This window comes from Tenacibaculum piscium, from assembly GCF_021390715.1.
Taxonomy (GTDB): domain Bacteria; phylum Bacteroidota; class Bacteroidia; order Flavobacteriales; family Flavobacteriaceae; genus Polaribacter; species Polaribacter piscius.
This window is the reverse complement of record NZ_JAJGWT010000003.1, coordinates 128114-147587: the sequence shown is the minus strand read 5'-3', so window position 1 is coordinate 147587 and position 19474 is coordinate 128114. Positions and strand designations below refer to the sequence as shown.

Sequence of the window (19474 nt, the reverse complement as noted above, 5' to 3'; positions counted from 1 at the left end):
AAGGGTACAAGATACGTTAATATAGGATGTTTTAAAAGCGAATTTAAGCGCTTATTTTGTTTGAAAAACTATTTTATAACCAATCTTTCTCCTTTTGAATGACTACTAAATTCTGGTGCATACATATTTTGTATAGTTGTAATTCCGTTGCTAAAATTACCAGCATTATTTACACGAACATCATATTCGAACACAAAAACACCTTTTGGTAAACGGTCGAAAAAGAAATTTGTTGCAGCGTCTTTTGTAGCTTCATAATAATATAAATTGTCTTGTAATTTATATTGCGAAAGTACATTTATAGGTTCAACTCCTGAAGCTCTCATATCTTTCATATGTACAAATTCCATCGCTCTATCGCATCGCAATTCGATTCTTACGGTAATTAAATCGCCAACTTTTAAGGTTGTTTTGTCTGTAATTTTGATAAGTTCTTTACCAGTATCCGAAGTTATTTTTTTAAATAGGTTTTTACGTAATTTCAACGGAGTTTCTGCCGATGTAATTTTGTCTAAATCTTCAAAATATTGCCAATACAAACCACCCCAAGCAATACCTTTTCCTTTTTTAGAAATAGTAACTTCGCTCATATTTGGTGTAATTTCGTTACCATTCCACGATGTTTTAAAATAACCTGTACCAGCTTCTACTTTTACATTTTCTAGTTTCGATACTTCAATTTTATTATTTCCAATTTTTACATCCACCATATCGGTAATTGAAAGCCAGTCGCTTCCTTGTAAAAGTAAGGCGTAAACGGCTTCGGTAGTTGCTTTTGTTGTTTTCCAACGATTTGTTTGCTTGTTTTTAAGCAACCATATTTTTAAGTTATCAATAGTTTTTGTGTCATTTTCAATTTCAGAAAAAGCTTCAATTAATAAAGATTGCGTTTCAATTGGTGCTTGATAACTGTAATATCCTGCAACATTACTTTTCCAATACATTCCTAATTCATCCGAAGTAATACTATTTTCTTTTAATGATTTTAAAATTTTAGAAGCAAGAGTTTTGTTATCATTTCTAAATTGAATTAAAGATATTTGCCCTTGTGCGTATAAATTGTATGTTTTCCAAAAAGTAGCAGATTGCTTTTTATAATACGAAATTGCTGTTTTGGTTTTAGAAGTAACATTTATTTCAGGATAAAAACTACGCATATATAAATATTGAATAGTCGCATAACTTAAATGATTTTTCTTTAGATATTCTTCAGATGCACTTTGTCCTTTTTTGGCTTTTATTCTTGCCGCTTCTTTTAGTAAATTATCGTATTGAATTGCTATTTCAGCATCTAAAAAACGAACTGCTTTTTCTAAAACTTGTGTTGTTTTAGTATCAAAATTAGATACACCTAATTTTTTTAAGTGTCCAAATCCGCTTGCAATATGTTGAGTAATATAAGTATTTGGATAATTTCCACCTTTAAACCAAGGAAAACCTCCGTTACTCATTTGCATATTTTGAAGCTTATTGATAGCATTTTCTTGCTCATTTTTCATTTTATTCAAATCGAATAATAAAGCAATACGTTTCTTTTGTTCGGTTTCTGATTGCGCATCACGAAGCCAAGGCGTTTCTTGAATTATCAACGATTTTAACTCTTGATTTTTTTCAAGATTTGATAACAACGCATCGCTTGATTTCCATTGCTTAAAAACTTCTTGAATCTTCGGATTTGAATTTGCTATAAAACTTGCCAAGGTATTTGCATAATAACGTGCAAAAGTTTGCTCGCTACATTCATACGGATATTCCATTAAATACGGCAAAGCTTGCACTGCATACCACGCAGGATTTGAGGTTATTTCTAACGTTAATTTATGATGTTTTAAACTCGTAGAAGTATTGTTTTTCAATTTATCAAGCGTAAAAGTTTTTGTTTGATTCGAACGTACCCACATCGGTAAGGTTTCGGTAACCAACATTCTGTTCGATAAAACAGGAAGCACATTTTGTTCACCATCAGAAAAATTGCCAGCTTTTGCTACAATTTTATATTGAACAGCTTGAATATTATCAGGAATAGTTAAGTTCCAAGAAACACTGGTGTTTCCTTTTGAATTTACACTAAAATTTTGATTTTTAGTTGAGTTATCTAATAACTGAATTTCTTTTCCTGTAATGGCATCAGTTAAAATTAATTGAGAAATTCCTGCTAGTTTTTCTTCGGATAAATTCGAAATTTTAGCACTCAAAGTTATGTTATCACCTTCTCTTAAAAATCGTGGTGCATTTGGTGTAATCATCAACTCTTTTTGAGTTACGGTTGTAAGTGTTTTAGTCGCCGATAAAGCTTCTTTTGTATGTGCTAATAATTGCAATTTCCATTTAGTTAACGCCTCAGGAGTTGTAAAGCTAAAGGTGATATTTCCTTTTTTATCCGTAGTTAAATGCGGATAAAAGAACGCTGTTTCTTGTAAGTTTTTACGGATTTTAATGCCTTTTAAAGAGGTGTTTTTTGGTTTGTCATTTACATCAGAGTTGTTTTTAGAAAAAGAACTATCTTCAACTTCTGTTAGTTCACTTTCATCTGTTTCTGTTGATTCAATAACAGTTTCTTCAACCTCTTCATATTCTTCTTCAACAACTTCAATTTTAGAAATATTCATGTTCATTCCTCGGCTACTACTTTTGCTCATCATTGTTCTACGACGATAATTTTCACCAAATCGGAATCCAAACCATTTTAATTGATCATATTGTTGATTCGAATAACTATTTGAATACTGTCTATTAAAAACTCGAAAATGTTCATTTCCAAAACTATGATAAGCACTTGCTGAATTTCCACGAGAATAATAAGTAGCTTTTGTAATTGGGTTAAATTGCCAATTATGAGATTTAAATTCATCTAAAGAAGCATCGTACATACTTGCTAAAACTTCCGCCGTTACTTTATTTTTCTTATCATTTTTAATAGTGAAACTCCATTTTTCGGTAGTTCCAGGTTGTAATTTATCTCTAAAAGTATTTGTTTCAATACGGATATTTTCTTGTTCATTTTCTACTGAAATATTTAACAATCCAGTATCAAAAGAATTATAATTTACAAAATAATATTTGATAGCAAAACCTTTAACATCCTCTTTATGAACAGGTATTTCAATGTTTTTTATCTCATTATTTAGGTGAATAAATTTAGTGTCAATCGTTTTATAATCTTTTTCAACTTCAATAATTACGGTCATATCTTTTGATGCTGAGCCAATTTGTACACAAACAGTTTCATCAATATTATACATTTTTTTATCTGTTTTGATAAAAAATAATTGATTATCAGCTACTTTTTCTTCGGATGTACTCGTAATATTAAAATGTGCTTTATCGGTTACTTTTTGATTAAATTTATCTGTAGTATTTAAAACAGCGATATATGCTCCTGAAGTCCAATTTTTAAGACTATTTAAAATAAGTGCTGTTGATTTTTGCGTATCAAAAGATTCTTCAAAAACAAGGTTTCCTTTTTTCCAAGTAGTTTGATTTATTTCTTCTTTAGCATAAGCATCATGCGGAAATAATTTATTGAATTCATTTTCAGAAATATCTTGATAATCAGGTGTATTCCAAGGTCTTTTACGCAACGGATTTTTAGGTGCTTGAAGCTTGTAAATTTTTACAGTTCCTTTGTTAGGTATAAATTGTCCGTTTAAATTGTTGGTTGTAATGTTTATTTCCTGCTGTTTATCGTCTTTATTACCTTCCTTATTTATGGTCGAATTAATTTGTAACGAAGCCAATAAAGCATGATATCCAACATTTACAATAGTGGTTGTACTTCGTGTTTCGCCGTTTACATCGGTAATATCTGCGGTAATTTCGTAGTTAAAAACAGGTAAACTTTCTTTAGAAACACTTTTATCAGGAATTGCTTTAAATTGAATTGAAAAATTACCTGATGCATCTGTAATGCTTTCTCCGTGTGTAATTTCTTGAGCTTCTACAGATGAATTAGCACCACGCCAATACCACCAACTCGGATACTGCACTTTTCTATGTACACGATATACCACTTTGGCATTGGTAACATTTGCGCCAGAAAAAGCTTTTGCAAATCCGTTTACGGTAATAATATCATTTACTTTAAAAGTTTGAGTAACGGGTTTAAAATCAGTTTCAAATTTTGGACGTTTGTATTCTTCAACTAAAATATTGTTGATATTATTTTCTCGTTCAAAGTAAAAAGGAATACCGTTTATAAGACTGTTTTTTTCTTTTGAACTTTTACGAATAGAAAAATTATATTCACCTGTTAAACCTGTATTTGGTAATATAATTTCACCAGATGCCGAACCAAATTCATTTAGTTTTAAATCTAAGGTTTTTACTTTTTGTCCGTTTACATCATTTAATATTACTTCAATATATGAATCTGAAAAAGAGGTGTTTTTTTCTCCTTTCTTTTGAATTAAAATCGTTTTAAAATAAACCGTTTGCCCTGGTCGATAAATACTTCTATCAGTAAAAATAAATGGTTTTATTGTAATACTCTCTTTGTTCTTTTTTGCCGTATTTTTTTCATGTTTATATAAATAATAATCGCCAAAAATAGCAGCATCATTTTTCGATGTAACTGTTATTGATACATTATAATATCTATCATTACTTATATAAGTTGCAAAACCATTTTTATCTGTAATTAATTTTTGATGTAGTTTTTTTTCGCCTCTACGTTCATTATTTTGTAATAATAATTGGGCATTTTCAATTGGTTTTCCTGTATTTCTATTTACAACTTGATACGTAGTTATATTGTTATCCGTATTTTCAATTAATACTAAATTACTTACTTGAATATTTGCGGTAGCGTATAAAGTATCGGTATTTAAAACGCTATTTTCATGAGCTACAATTAAATAATTATCTTGCGTAAGTTTCGGAATAATGATTTCTGTAGTGTGCGATTTATAATCAAATTCATTTCTTAATTTATCATTCCAAGAAGTTACTTTGGTTAGTTTTTTAATAAAATTGATTCGCTCTTCTTCCTTGTAAAGATTGTTTAATTCCGTTATTTTATTTTTGTCAATTTTATAAGCGGTAAAATAAAGTTTATCAATATTATTATAGGTAATTAATAATCGAGAAGCTGTATTTATAGGACTAAATTTTTCTGATAAAAGTGACAGTGATTTGTTTGTTATTTGTCCTTTCAAAGCCTTACATTTTTCTGAAGCAACACTCTTCGGGAATTTCGCAATTACAGCATCACAAATAGTTAAAGCTTCTTTATTTTTAAAACGGAAATCTTCATTTTTATTAGGACGATAACTGTTTGCTTGTTGTCTGTAAACTTCTGCAATTTGATGACTATACAATCCTGAAATAGCATTTTTTTGCTGTTTTTCTTCGGATGATTTTAATGTTTGTAAAAATAAATCTTGTTTATCATTAAAAATAGCATGATTATTTACAAAATTTAAACGCTCTAAATCTACCGAGGCTAAGGCTTTTAAATTTTTGTTTTTTAGATGAAAATTAGTTAATTCTTGATAAATTTTTAACGCATTAAATTGAAGCGATGTTACATCTTTTGTAACTAATTTTATTTTAGTGAATTTTTTTGCAGTTCCTATTAATTCCGAATTATCAATTTTAAACTGATAATTTGGTTTTGTAATATTTGTTTCTGATGTTTTATAAAAATGAAGAGCGTTATGTGCTAAAAAATCAAATAGGCTAGGGCGATATTCTTTTGAACCTTGAACAATGTATAAAATATCTTTAAACTCACGAATATCTGTTTGTTGTAAGTTTTTTTTATTTTCTAATGATTTTTGATAATGTGTATGAATTTCGGCAAAAAGTGTATCTAAATCCCAAGTTCTAAAATCGATGGTATCAACTTTTTCACTTGTTTTTGTTCTGTTATAAAACTTCCATTTATTTTGATTGAAATATTGCCAATATAAATTTGCTAATACGTTTTCTAATACATTTTTGGTAGGAAAAGAGCTTTTATCAATATGTATTTTAAACTGATTGATAATTTTTAATTGGGCATCTTTTTCTAAAGTCAACGAAAATTTACTTTTATAAAAAAGTGCTTTAATAATTTGTGGCGAATTTTTAGCAACATCCGCTTTAGCGTAAATAGTTTCTACGACTTTTAAAGCTGATTTTGGTAAATTTTCTTTTTCAAATTTCTGTACCTGTTCCCAAAGATTTTCGTAATTTTCTTGAGCGTTTAGTGTAGTAGCGAAAAATGTAATCATAAATAACAGTGTTGTGACTTTTTTCATAACGGATGTTTTTTTGGTCGGTCAGGCGTTAGTAAGCATGTAAATTAAAATTCTGATTTTTAAAGGGAGTTGTAGGTCAAAAAGCGGGCCAATTATTGTTTTTTTTGATGTTAAATGCTAACATCTTATTGTTTAAAATACTACATAATTTATTAATGATATTTTTTAAATATAATAATATATTTGTCCTTTATTTTTAGAAATATGGCTATAGAAAACATTCCCGAAGCATATTTAGGTGCTACAATTACAAAACCTGAATTATTTGTTTATGATTTTAAAATGACAAATGATGTTATAAAAAGTAAGGTGAATTTAAGCATGAATATGTTTAGTTTTTTGCAAGTAGGTAAAAAACAGGTTCATTTTGCCGATACCGCTGTTTCTGTAAATAAAGAGCAGTCGTTACTTATAAAAAATGGTAATTGTTTGTGGACAGAATTATTAGATAATGAAGATATTTATTACTGTAAACTTCTTTTTTTTTCTGAAGATAAATTAAAGTGTTTTTTAGAAAAACATGCAACATTAACTAAAATTAAACCTGAAGAGATTTCTTATTTTGTTATTGAAAATGATGCGTATATTACTTGGTATTTAAATTCGCTAACAAGTATTACATTAACAAATACCGCTTTTAAAGATAAAATTCTTTCGGTTAAATTTGAAGAGATAATGCTCTATTTATTAGGTAAATATGGCGAAAAATTTGAAATTTACTTACATTCCTTAATAGCTAAAGAAAGTTCATCTTTTAAAAAAACGGTAGAAAGTAATGTGTATTCTAACTTAAAATTAGAAGAAATCGCCTTTTTATGCAACATGAGTTTATCTACCTTTAAACGTCATTTCACCTCAGAATACAACGTAACACCGGGAAAATGGTTACAAGACAAGCGCTTGCAAAAAGCAAAAGAAGCCTTAGAAAACGGTAGTTTAAAAGCTTCTGATATTTATTTAGAGTATGGGTATAACAATTTATCTAATTTTAGTATTGCCTTTAAGAATAAATTTGGTGTAAACCCTAGAGATATTTATTAGATAAAAACTCGACAAAACAAACTTGGACTTTTTTCATAAGTAATTGAACCGTATTCGTAATTCTTTTTTGAAAGCGTCGCAGTAGTTTTGCATCATAATTATAAAACAACATTACGATGGCAAAATTTATTGTACCAAAAGAAATACATCACGGATTAGGAAGTCTTGAAAACATAAAAAACTTAAAAGGAAACAAAGCAGTTATCGTTATCGGTGGTAGTTCTGTAAAGAAAAATGGTTCTTTAGAAAGAACTCAAAAATTTCTTTCAGAAGCTTCAATAGAATCTTCAATATTTGAAGGAGTAGAGCCAGATCCATCAATTGATACAGTACTTAAAGGTGCGGCTTTTTTCACACAAGAACAACCAGATATTATTATCGGTTTAGGAGGATGTTCGGCTATTGATGCAGCCAAAGCAATGTGGATTTATTATGAATATCCAGATTCAAAACTAGAAGAATTAGCGGCTCCTTTTGCTGTAAAACCTTTGCGTAATAAAGCAATTTTTGTAGCAATACCTTCAACAAGTGGTACAGGAACTGAGGTTACAGGACTTTCAGTAATTACTGATAGAGAAAAAGGAACAAAATACCCAATTGTATCGCACGAATTAACACCAGATGTTGCAATTATTGATGGTGAGCTTTGTGTAAGTATGCCAAAACATGTTACTGCAAACACAGGTTTAGACGTATTAAGTCATGGGGTAGAGGCTTTTGCTTCAAATATTTCCGACAGGTATAATGACGCTTTAGCAAAAGAGGCTATTGATTTAGTATTTAAAACATTACCGACCGTTCTTGAGGAGCCACAAAACTTAGAAGCACGTCAAATAATGCATGATGCTTCTTGTATGGGAGGTATGGCGTTTACCAATGTTTGGTTAGGAATTGTACATTCAATGTCACATCAATTAGGTGGTACTTTTGGTATTCCTCATGGATGTGCGAATGCTATTTTAATGCCTAATGTTGTTCGTTTCAACTCAAAAGTAACCGATAAATACGAAATTTTAGCTAAAATGTTAGGGAAATCTACTGCAGAAGATTTTGCACAAGATATTTCAACTTTACGTGAAACTGCTGGAGTTGTTGCTTCTTTAAAAGAATACGGAATTTCAAAAGAAGATTGGGAAGCTAAATTGGATACATTAACTGAAAATGCAATGAAAGATCCTTGTACGCTTTTTAACCCAAGAAAACCAAAATTCGAAGAAATTAAAGCACTTTATCAAGCATGTTATAATGGTGTAGTTGCTACAGTATAATAATACTATTTTTAGTTTTTAGAGAAAAAAGGCTTCCAATTTTGGAAGCCTTTTTTACTGTTTTTTATGTATCCGAAGAAAATATTCTAATTATTTTTTATAAACAAACTAGTAAACCATTTTTATAGTTTATTATCTTTACATAAAATTTAGAATATTTAAATGAGAGTACATTTTATAGCTATCGGCGGAAGTGCAATGCATAATTTAGCAATTGCCCTACATCAAAAAGGAGACATCATAACAGGAAGTGACGATACGATTCATAATCCATCTAAAGCTCGTTTAGAAAAACACGGATTATTGCCCAACGAATTTGGTTGGTTTCCAGAAAAGATAAGTACTGATTTAGAGGCTATAATTTTAGGAATGCACGCTAAAAAAGACAATCCAGAATTGTTAAAAGCACAAGAATTAGGTGTTAAAATATATTCATATCCTGAATTTTTATATGAGCAATCAAAAGATAAAACGCGTGTCGTTATTGGAGGTTCTCACGGAAAAACAACTATTACTTCAATGATTTTACATGTGATGAATTATCATGAAAAAGAAGTTGATTATATGGTCGGGGCGCAGTTAGATGGTTTTGAAACTATGGTGCATTTAACCAAAGAAAATGAATTTATTGTTTTAGAAGGTGATGAATATTTAAGTTCGCCGATTGATATGCGTCCAAAATTTCATTTATACAAACCAAATATTGCGTTGTTAAGCGGAATTGCTTGGGATCATATAAATGTTTTTCCAACTATTGAAAACTATAATGAGCAGTTTAAAATTTTTACAGATTCGCTAATAAATGGCGGAATAATGGTATATAATGAGGAAGATGCTGTTTTAAAAGATATTGTTGAAAACTCGACCAATGCTATTAAAATTTATCCATATAAAACACCTGAATATTTTATTGATAATGGAATTACCTATTTAGATTCTCCAGACGGCGATTTACCTTTAGAAATTTTTGGAGAACATAATTTACAAAATATAGCAGGTGCAAAGTGGATTTGTCAGCACATGGGAATTGATGAAGATGAATTTTATGAAGCAATTGCTAGTTTTAAAGGCGCAAGTAAACGTTTAGAAAAAATTGCAGAAAATAAAAGTTCGGTAATTTTTAAAGATTTTGCTCACAGCCCAAGTAAAGTAAAAGCAACTACCAGGGCGGTAAAAAATCAATATAAAGAACGCAGTGTTTTAGCCTGTTTAGAATTGCACACGTATTCTAGCTTAAATGCAGAATTTTTAAAAGAGTATAAAGGCGCATTAGCTAAAGCTGATAAAGCAGTTGTATTTTATTCACCAGATGCGGTAAAAATAAAACAATTAAAAGAAGTTACAGAACAACAAATAGCAACTTCTTTTGAACGTGATGATTTAATTATCTATACAAATCCAGCAGATTTTAAAGAGTTTTTATTTAATCAAAACTTAGAAAATACAGCTTTATTATTAATGAGTTCTGGTAATTACGGAGGATTAAATTTTGATGCTGTTAAGAATTTGATTTAATTTTGTTTAGATGTTTTAAGTTCTTTTATTCTATCAAAAATATAGGTTCTATATTCTTTTAGATAAAATGCTTTTATCATTACTGATAAAGTTTCTTTAGATGTAAAATAAAAAGACCAGAAATTTTTATTTAAAGTAAAAATTTTTGGTCTTTTCATTAATGAAACTTGTTTTTTTACGAAACTTTTAGCCTGTTTTGTTTTGGTATATTTTAAGGAAATAGGTGCATTAAAAAAATAACTACAACTAGCTATAAAATTGTTCAAATAATCCGCTTCAGAATGTTTAAAATTGCTGATTACTGTTTCTGTATCGGTAAATTTTGATAATAAATACACGTCATAAAAGTTTCTAAAAGCAATACTTTTTGTCCATTGTCCTCTATCATTAATTTGTTTATTAAAGCAGGTTAATAATAGTTGATTATTATATGATAGTATTGTAGTTGTATCCTTTAAAGTTTTTAAACTGTTTTTTACATCATTATAGGAAAATCCTTTTTCGTTACGAACCATTTTATAATGAACTTCAATAGCAGTTATTTTACCTTTTTTTGTTAATTTCGGATAATGTCTATTTACAAGTGTATTATCTACAAAATTTTCAGATTTTTCACTGTATCCATTTTCTTTTAGAACACGTATTGCTTTTCTAAAATTGTTATTATTGACCAATATATCAGCATCACCAACCATTCGTTCGGCAATATCTTGGTACAAACCTTCTAATAAATTCCCTGTTCCTTTTAAGAAAATAGGCGTAATATTATTTGCTAATAATAGTGTGTTTATTTCTTTAGCTTCTTTAATTATTTGCTGATTTCTATCCCGATTTAAGTCAGTAATATATTTCATATATTCTACTAAATCTTCGGGTAAATAATGAAGGAAATCAGCACGTTTTAAGTTGCAATATAATGCAGGAAATACATAATGACCAGTAGTTATTTTAACAATATTATCCCAATTTATAGTATCGGATTTTAATTCTTTTTCAACTAAAATACGATTATCTTTTTCATGGGTAATCGTTAAACATTTTCCGATAAAAAATAACGTTTCTTTATAATTCATCATTAAAAATTTTATGCACCGTAGCAATCATTTTTTTGTTATCAGAATAGGTAAGTTGATAACAAGGCAGTTTTTCAAACCAATTTAAAAATTTCTCCGCATTTTCAGCAATTGGCGATAGCCAAGAATCAGGAACTAATTGCTCAAAAGCATTTAAGTTTGATATTTCTGAAATATGTAAATCACTATCTTTTTCATATTTGATAAAAACCAATGCTTTGCAAGGCAAATGTTGTTGATAATCGGTGTTGTTAGGAATTAAGTAACGTACAATTTTATGTAATCTTTCAAAATTATATTCTGCCGAAGTTTCCAATTCAGGATAAATAGGAAGTAGGGCAGGCAAGCTATTTTTTTTGATAGAAATTGCCGAAGGAAAACTATAAATATGTTTTTTTTCGGCATCAATCGGTACAAAATCGTCGGCTAAACAGGTAAAGTCATTAGCTTGTAATAAGGCTAACGAAGTGCTTTTTCCGTTACCAGAATCGCCTAAAAAAAGCATAGATTCTTTGCCGTTACTTATTGCGGATGCGTGAAAAACGCCCAGCCATTCTGCTTCTTCTTTTTGGTGGATATGTTCTACAATTTTCATAGAAAATTTTCCTTGAAAATAATGAACTTCATCTAACGCCCAAGTATTTATAACCTCATTATCAATAGAAAAAGAAATGTATTTTTTGGTACTATAAACTTTATAATGATGCGTTTCTTTAAATGTATCTTTAGTGTTTTCGACTTCTAAATGTGCAAATTTTGGATGCACTAAATATTTTTCATAATCCGATAAAAAACTCACTTTAAGAATAACAGTATTCATTTTGTAATAATAATGATACTCAAATTTTTGAGGAACATCAAGAATAATCTCATTTTTAAGATTGTTATCGTCTTTGTTTTCAGAAAGTATATTGTTGGCTATTTTTTGAATAAAATCAATTAGTTCTTGTTCAGGAACACTTATTTTATCTGCTAAAATATGAGCAATTTCTTTGTTTGAAAAATTATTATTTAAAAGTGTTATTATTTGTGCAACAACGGGTTCAACAACAATATATTGATTTTTATTTTGAAGCCATAAAATGCTTTTATCTTCAAGTTTTTTTTCTAAAATCATAATTTAATCAAATATAATTTTTTTGTTGATTTTTCCTAAATCAGTATGTAATTCGACAATATAAATCCCTTTTGCCATTTTTGGTATTTCAATAATGTTTGTTTGCATGGCTTTAAATTGTTTGTTGAGCATTTTTTTCCCTAAAATAGAAAATATCTTTAAAGATACTTTTTGTGTTTCTTGATTTTCTAGTCCTGTAATTATAAGGGTATTATTGGCTGATTTATAAATAGAAATTTTCTGTATTTTTTTCTGAATATTATTTTTTTCTAAATTATCAGTAGTGGTATGAATATAGAATCTTCCGCTAGATTTTGTGTTATTTTCTAAAATTAATGGATGTTTTTTAGTTGAAATATTCGTGAAAGTATTGTTGATTCTATCTTCTAAATAAATTTGAATATTTTCAGGAAAGTTTGTTTTATGAATCGAAAAAGTTATTTTTTGAGATTTTTTTGCGTTTAAACCAATAGGGATTATTAGTTCTTCAATTTTAGAAGTCGGCAATGTTTGTATGGCTAATTTTGGTTGATTTTTATGTTGTTTATTTTTGGTGATTAATTCGGTAAATACTTCAAAATTTGAAGATGTTGTGCCTCCAAATATTTTAGAATCATAGCCATTATCAAAGCCAGTTGTTTTGTTTTCGACATAGAAAACTTTTGTAGATTTTGTGTTTTTTTCATCTGTTACAAATAATTCAAAAGACGGGTTTTTTTGTGGTCTTTTAAAAGTATCTGTTGTTTGATGTTTTTGATTTGAAGCATCAAAAATAATATTTTCATTGCTTATTGCTTCCACAAAAAATGCTTGTCCTGGTGCGATTTCAATAGGATTATTGGCATTATACGTTTCATAATATGAGCCATTCCAAATCCAAATTGTTTGAGATTCAAGTACGTTTGTGTTGCTAAGTGCAAAGTTTTGAGAATTTATATATGCTGTAAATGGATTTCCGACTAAATTAAAATTATTTCGAGAACCTGTTGAAATAGGGTAAGAAACACTTGATGTATTTGCCCTTCCTGTAAAGGAGAAATCTTTAGGTGTTGTTAATTTTACAGACATTCCTTTTCCTGATAAAATATCATTATTACTTGTTTTCGTGGCGTAAATCCAAGGAGTATTTCCATCATTACTAAAATTTGCAAGTCCGATATTCGTCTGTAATCCTGTTGCTAAAGGTTCATTTTGAATAATATTTTGAGTATTCTCTCCTAAAACAGGCGATGAAATTAAATGCCATTTAGTATCAGGAATCATTCTTTTATAGGTGATGTTACCTGTAACTTTATCTTTAGGGATAAAAGAAGCTCCTGAATGTAAGGTTAACGATTTAAAAGTTACCGCCGAATTTGCTGTTGGATACTTATTTAAATCAGCAGGAATAATAATATCGCTAGTAGCGGAAGGTACGGTATTTGAAAACCAATTAGAGAAAATATGCCAATCATTATTGGTATTTCCCGTCCATGTTGCTGTGCTTGGAGGCATAGGAATACCAGTAAAAGAAGTATGTAAAAAAAACTGTCCAACACCATTGGTATTTTTAGTAATTGTATGATTATGTGTACCTTTTGATAGATTGATAAATAAATTATTAACCCTATCTTCTAAATATACTTCAAGGTTTTCTGGGAAGTTTTCAATTGTTGCTGAAAAAGTTATTTCTTGATTTGCACTGATAATTAATCCAATAGGAATTACCATTTTTTCATACGCTTGTGGTACTGTTTGAATGCCTAATTTTTTCCCATTTTTATCTGAAACTAATTGTGTATATAATGCAAAACTAAGTGCAACTCCTCCAAATAAAGAACCATCATATCCATTATCGAAATTTGTTGTTTTTCCTTGGGTATAATATATTCTGGTATTTCTTTCTGCGGTAGCTGTACTGATCTTTAAGCGTACGTTAGGACTGCTATTTATTGGTTTTGCAAGTGCAATATTTGAAGATATAAAAATAAAAAAACAAAGAATAAATAAAGAAAAAGTATTATTTATATGTTTATATTTTAAAATAGTAAAAGAATCTGCATTCATTTTTAATTTTTTTAGCGATTATCTTGAAGCTAACAAATAAAGATAATTTATTGTTATAAACAAGAAAAACCCCGATAAAATTGGGGTTTTCTTATTTTATGATTTGTTTTTTATAAAATATAAAGATATTATGAAATATTAATTTTTACGCCAAAAGAAAGGAGTAAATAAAATAAGTACTGTAAAAAGTTCCAAACGACCTATGAGCATTAAAAAGGAACAAAACCATTTTGCACCGATTGATAAATGATTGAAATTATCAACAGGACTTACCGTACCGATTCCAGGGCCAATATTTCCTAACGAAGAGGCACAAGCTCCTAGGGCAGAATAAAAATCTAAACCAAAGAAAGTAAGTATAATTGTTCCTACAATAAAAATTAACATATACAATACAAAGAATGATAAAATGTTAAATACAATGGTTTGTTTTACCGCTTTTCCGTCATAACGAACGGGAATTATTGCATTCGGATGTAAGGTTCTTTTAAATTCTAAAAAACTACTTTTTAGTAAGATAATATGTCGTACAATTTTAACACCTCCAGAGGTAGAACCTGCCGAACCTCCCAAGAAAAATAGGGAAAAGAAAATTGCTGTAACAAAATAACTCCACATGGTAAAATCTGCGGTAACAAAACCTGTGGTGGTTACTACTGATATTACTGAGAATAAGGAATGTCGTATCGCGCTTTCAACTTTTCCGTACACCATCGGATGTGCTATCGAAGTATGTAACGATGGATCCTGATTAAAAATAATCATGATGGCTATAATTCCTGAAATACCTAATACTCCGAATAAATAATATTTAAATTCTTCACTTTGAATAACTTTTCGAACCTTTCCTTTTAAGGCAAAATAAGTAAGTACGAAATTGATACCTGCTAAAAACATGAAAAATATAATGATATATTGTATAAAAGGAGCGTTATTCCAATGAGCAACACTCGCATTTTTAGTAGAAAAACCACCTGTACTAATGGTTGCCATTGCATGATTTATCGCATCAAACCACCCCATGCCAGCAACTTTTAAAAGTAAAAATTCAGCAAGAGTAAGCAGTACATAAATTAACCATAAACGCTTTGCGGTATCGGTAATACGAGGGTGTAATTTATCTGCGGATGGACCTGGTGCTTCTGCCATAAATAATTGCATTCCTCCAATTCCTAATAAGGGTAAAATTGCAATGGTAAGCACGATGATTCCCATTCCACCAATCCAGTGGGTTGCACTTCGCCAAAAAAGAATTCCTTTTGGCATGGATTCGATATCAGTTAAAATAGAAGAACCTGTGGTAGAATATCCTGATATTGTTTCAAAAAAAGCATTGGTAACGCTCGGAATACTGCCCGATAATAAATAAGGCAACATACCTGTAAGTGTTAAAATAAGCCAGCCTAAACTTACGATTAAATACCCTTCTTTCTTTTTGATTTTTTTACTATCAGGTTTATTAAAAAAATAAAGTATTAAGCCTAATCCAACGGTAATAATACCTGCCGTGGCGATTCCCCATTTAGATGATTCATCATAATAAAAACTAAAAGGTAATGAAAACCACATAAATAATCCGTTAAGAACAGCGGTAATTCCTAAAAATCGATAAATTAATTTTAGATTAAATTTCTCCATTAGTTAAACAAATCTTCTACGATTGATACAGCTTCAGGCAAACAAAAAACAATAGCTTTATCGCCAGCTTTCAGTTGGAAATCACCAAAAGACATGTGTGGTTTTCCATCTCTAATAACGCCTCCAAAAACAGCTTCTCTAGGGAAACGTAATTCTTTAATTGGTTTTTGCGCTGCTTTTGCGCTATCGCGTACTTCAAACTCAAAAACTTCAGCATCAATATTATGTAGGTTTGCCAAGGCTAAAATTTCTCCTTTACGGATATGACGAAAAATATTACTCGCGGCAATTAATTTTTTATTGATAAGTGTATCAATACCAATAGTTTGTGAAATACTGATGTAATCCATATTTTCAACTAAGGCAATTGTTTTTTTAACACCTTTAGATTTAGCGACCAAACAAGACATTATATTAGTTTCCGAATCGCCTGTTACGGCAATAAAAGCATCCATTCCTCGAATATTTTCATCTTCTAAAAGTTGTATATTTCTACCGTCGCCATGCACGACTAAGGTGTCAATTAAATCATCAGCAAGATTTAGTGCTTTTTCTTTTTTACGTTCAATGATTTTTACATTAAAGTTATCTTTGCAAAGGCTTCTTGAGGTTTTTCGCCCAATGCTACTACCGCCAAGAATCATTACATTTTTAATATTTACTTGTTCTTTACCGATAATAGGATATAAATCTGAAATACTATAACTTGGTACCGAAAAATAAACTTGGTCGTTTATTTTATAGATGGTATCACCACGAGGAATAATTGTTTGAGCAATACCTTCTCGTTTTATAGCGATGCTGATAAAATCAACATTACTAAATTTATCTTTAGCTTCTTTAACGGTTAGTCCTAATATTGGCGATTTATAACTAAGATTTGTTCCCATAATATTAAAAACACCATTTTCAAAAGCTACGGTATCGTTAAAGCATGATCTGTTTAAAAGGAGTTTTATTTCCTCGGCAGCTAATGCTTCTGGAGAAATCATAAAATCTACGCCAAAATCTTTAAAATTAATACTTTCGTTTTTTAAAAATTCAGGATTGTTAATTCTGGCGATTGTTTTTTTAGCTCCTAAAGCTTTCCCGATAACGGCAACTGTAAAATTGGTATTTTGGCTTTCGGTAACGGCTAATAATAAATCGGCAGATTCAATGCCAACTTCTTTTAATAAACTAATAGAAGCAGCATCTCCTTTTTTGGTAATAACATCTAAATGGTTGTTGATATGATCTAATTTTTCGCCATCAAAATCAATTACGTAGGTATCTTGCGATTCGTAAGAAAGGAGTTTAGCTAAATGAAAACCAACGTCTCCAGCCCCAGCTATAATAATTTTCATAAGTAAGAAATATTGTTTGCAAAGATACATTTGTATTTTGGCTTGTGCAAAAAATGAATTATATTTATCTGGAAATTAGTGATTAAAAAAAGTAGCTTTGCAAGTAGGTACTAATTTCTTTAAAAAGGCTTTTAATAAATTCATGATTTTAATTTATACTCCTAAAATTACGCCTCGTATTCGGTATGTTTTCAAACATATTTTCACGCGTATTTTACAGATTCCGATTCAATTTACGGGAAAAGTAGAAGAATTTGTGGCGTATAATGGCGCTAAATTTACCTATACGAAAGTGGCTTTAGGAAGTGAGTTTTTCATTAAAAGTAATGATTTATTATTACAACAAGGCATTAAAGATTTTGATGTAGATGTTCAAAAATGGGACGGTATTCCTTGTTTTTTCGCTACGGATAGTTCTTCGGAAATTCCTTTTGATATTTTTGCGGCTACTTTTTATTTAATTTCGAGATATGAAGAGTATTTACCGTATGTAAAAGATGTTCATGGCAGGTTTTCAGCTAAAGAAAGCATTGCTTTTCAGTATAATTTTTTAGAAAAACCATTGGTTGATATTTGGGCATATAAATTTTTAGAAATCTTAAAAAATAGATTTCCAGCGTATGTGCATACGACTCGAAAATATGAATATATTTCAATTATTGATGTCGATAATGCATTTGCTTATAAGCATAAAAGTTTTGTCCGCACTATTGGTGGTTTTTTAAAGGATGCTTGGTATTTAAAAATTTTTATGATTTGGAATCGTCTAGCGGTTTTATTAAATTTGAAACCCGATCCTTTTAATACTTTTAATTCGATTATAGCGTTAAAAAAAAACTATGAGATAAGAACTATTTTTTTCTTTTTAGTAGGCGATTATACCACTTTTGATACGAATGTTTCTACTTCAAAGCGCAAATTTAAATTGCTGATAAAAGATATGGTTGATTATGCTCGGGTAGGCTTGCATTCGTCGTATTTTACGATGAATAATTCAGCGTTATTAAAAAAAGAGAAAGAACGTTTAGAGCATATTATTAATATGTCGATAAAGCGTTCTCGTCAGCATTATTTACGGATTTCGTTGCCAGAAACGTATCAAAATTTAATCGATTTAGAAATTGAAGAAGATTATTCAATGGGGTATGAAACGCATGTCGGTTTTCGTGCAAGTACCTGTACGCCTTTTTATTTTTATGATTTAGCGTTCGAGATTCAAACTCCCTTAAAAATATTTCCTGTTGCTTTGGTCGATACAACTTTGAATGATTATATGAAGCTCACACCCAAACAATCTTTAGGTAAAATTAGAGATTTAAATAATGCTATAAAAGCTGTAAACGGTGTTTTTATTACTGTTTTTCACAATGAAAGTTTAAGTAATTATCAGCGTTGGAGAGGATGGAAGCGAGTATACAATGCGACATTGAAAATAGTTAAAAATGGATAATTTAAGTATGAAAAATAGCGGAAACAGCTAAAAATATAAAGATGAATATACAACATATTTTTTTTGATTTAGATCACACACTTTGGGATTTTGATAAAAACGCTGCTTTAGCTTTTCAGCAGATTTTTAGTGAACAAAATATCTCGTTAGAAGTGGGCTTTTTTTTAGAAGCTTATATGCCGATAAATTTAAAATATTGGAAGTTGTATCGAGAAGATAAAATATCAAGAGAATCTTTAAAATTCAACAGGTTAAAAGATGCTTTTGATGCGTTAAATTATAATATTTCTCAGGATTTAATTGCAACTATTTCTGATAAATACATTGCTTATTTACCAACATATAATCATTTATTTGAAGGAACTATTGAAGTTTTAGACTATTTGAAACAAAAATATCATTTACATATAATTACCAATGGTTTTGATGAAGTTCAAAATTTAAAATTACAAAAATCGGGAATTGCTAGTTATTTTCAAGAAATTATAACCTCGCAAAGTATCGGATTAAAAAAGCCAAATCCTAAAGTTTTTGAATTTGCGTTGAATAAAGCAAATACGATACCGCAAAACGCTTTAATGATTGGCGATAGTTATGAAGCAGATATTTTAGGAGCTTTAAATTCGGGGATGTTAGCAATTCATTTTGCTAATGAACATCAGGAATATCAAAATAAAACAGGTGTTTTACGTATCTCAAATTTAATAGAACTAAAAACATATTTGTAATATTTCATCAGAA

11 protein-coding genes are annotated in these 19474 nt (G+C 29.5%); 5 read left to right on the top strand and 6 right to left on the bottom strand.

Translation table 11 applies throughout. The features are described from left to right. Window positions 1-68: 68 nt before the first annotated feature. On the bottom strand, window positions 69-6239 hold the full coding sequence (locus L0U77_RS04360; protein WP_233900794.1) for an alpha-2-macroglobulin family protein: 6171 nt from the start codon (window positions 6237-6239) through the stop codon (window positions 69-71). Between the two features lie 204 nt (window positions 6240-6443). On the opposite strand from L0U77_RS04360, the gene L0U77_RS04355 reads away from it, so the two are divergent. From L0U77_RS04355 to L0U77_RS04345, 3 genes are all read left to right on the top strand, one after another. Next, a complete protein-coding gene (locus L0U77_RS04355) occupies window positions 6444-7280 on the top strand; it encodes a helix-turn-helix domain-containing protein (RefSeq protein ID WP_233897385.1) in 837 nt (278 codons plus the stop codon). A gap of 116 nt (window positions 7281-7396) precedes the next feature. Then, a complete protein-coding gene (locus tag L0U77_RS04350) occupies window positions 7397-8548 on the top strand; it encodes an iron-containing alcohol dehydrogenase (protein WP_233897386.1) in 1152 nt (383 codons plus the stop codon). A gap of 162 nt (window positions 8549-8710) precedes the next feature. Beyond that, window positions 8711-10063 carry a UDP-N-acetylmuramate--L-alanine ligase gene (locus tag L0U77_RS04345; RefSeq protein WP_233900793.1) on the top strand — a complete coding sequence of 451 codons (1353 nt, stop codon included), beginning with the start codon at window positions 8711-8713 and terminating at the stop codon, window positions 10061-10063. Here L0U77_RS04345 and L0U77_RS04340 read toward each other — a convergent pair. From L0U77_RS04340 to trkA, 5 genes are all read right to left on the bottom strand, one after another. After that, window positions 10060-11136: a nucleotidyltransferase domain-containing protein gene (locus L0U77_RS04340; protein WP_233900792.1), complete on the bottom strand. Its 1077-nt coding sequence runs from the start codon at window positions 11134-11136 to the stop codon at window positions 10060-10062. The genes L0U77_RS04345 and L0U77_RS04340 overlap by 4 nt on opposite strands. Then, window positions 11126-12253, bottom strand: coding sequence for a phosphoenolpyruvate carboxykinase (ATP) (locus L0U77_RS04335; protein WP_233900791.1), 1128 nt, complete (start codon window positions 12251-12253; stop codon window positions 11126-11128). Before L0U77_RS04335 ends, L0U77_RS04340 begins: the two co-directional genes overlap by 11 nt. A gap of 3 nt (window positions 12254-12256) precedes the next feature. Continuing rightward, the gene (locus tag L0U77_RS04330; RefSeq protein ID WP_233900790.1) at window positions 12257-14299 is read right to left on the bottom strand and encodes a T9SS type A sorting domain-containing protein; all 2043 of its coding nucleotides are present in this window, start codon (window positions 14297-14299) and stop codon (window positions 12257-12259) included. A gap of 138 nt (window positions 14300-14437) precedes the next feature. Then, a complete protein-coding gene (locus L0U77_RS04325; RefSeq protein WP_101916671.1) occupies window positions 14438-15937 on the bottom strand; it encodes a TrkH family potassium uptake protein in 1500 nt (499 codons plus the stop codon). Continuing rightward, a complete protein-coding gene (gene trkA, locus L0U77_RS04320) occupies window positions 15937-17283 on the bottom strand; it encodes a Trk system potassium transporter TrkA (protein WP_101916670.1) in 1347 nt (448 codons plus the stop codon). Before trkA ends, L0U77_RS04325 begins: the two co-directional genes overlap by 1 nt. Before the next feature lie 142 nt (window positions 17284-17425). On the opposite strand from trkA, the gene L0U77_RS04315 reads away from it, so the two are divergent. Beyond that, on the top strand, window positions 17426-18733 hold the full coding sequence (locus L0U77_RS04315; protein ID WP_233900789.1) for a polysaccharide deacetylase family protein: 1308 nt from the start codon (window positions 17426-17428) through the stop codon (window positions 18731-18733). A 41-nt stretch (window positions 18734-18774) separates the two neighbouring features. Further along, the gene (locus L0U77_RS04310; protein ID WP_233861380.1) at window positions 18775-19461 is read left to right on the top strand and encodes a YjjG family noncanonical pyrimidine nucleotidase; all 687 of its coding nucleotides are present in this window, start codon (window positions 18775-18777) and stop codon (window positions 19459-19461) included. Window positions 19462-19474 lie beyond the last annotated feature (13 nt).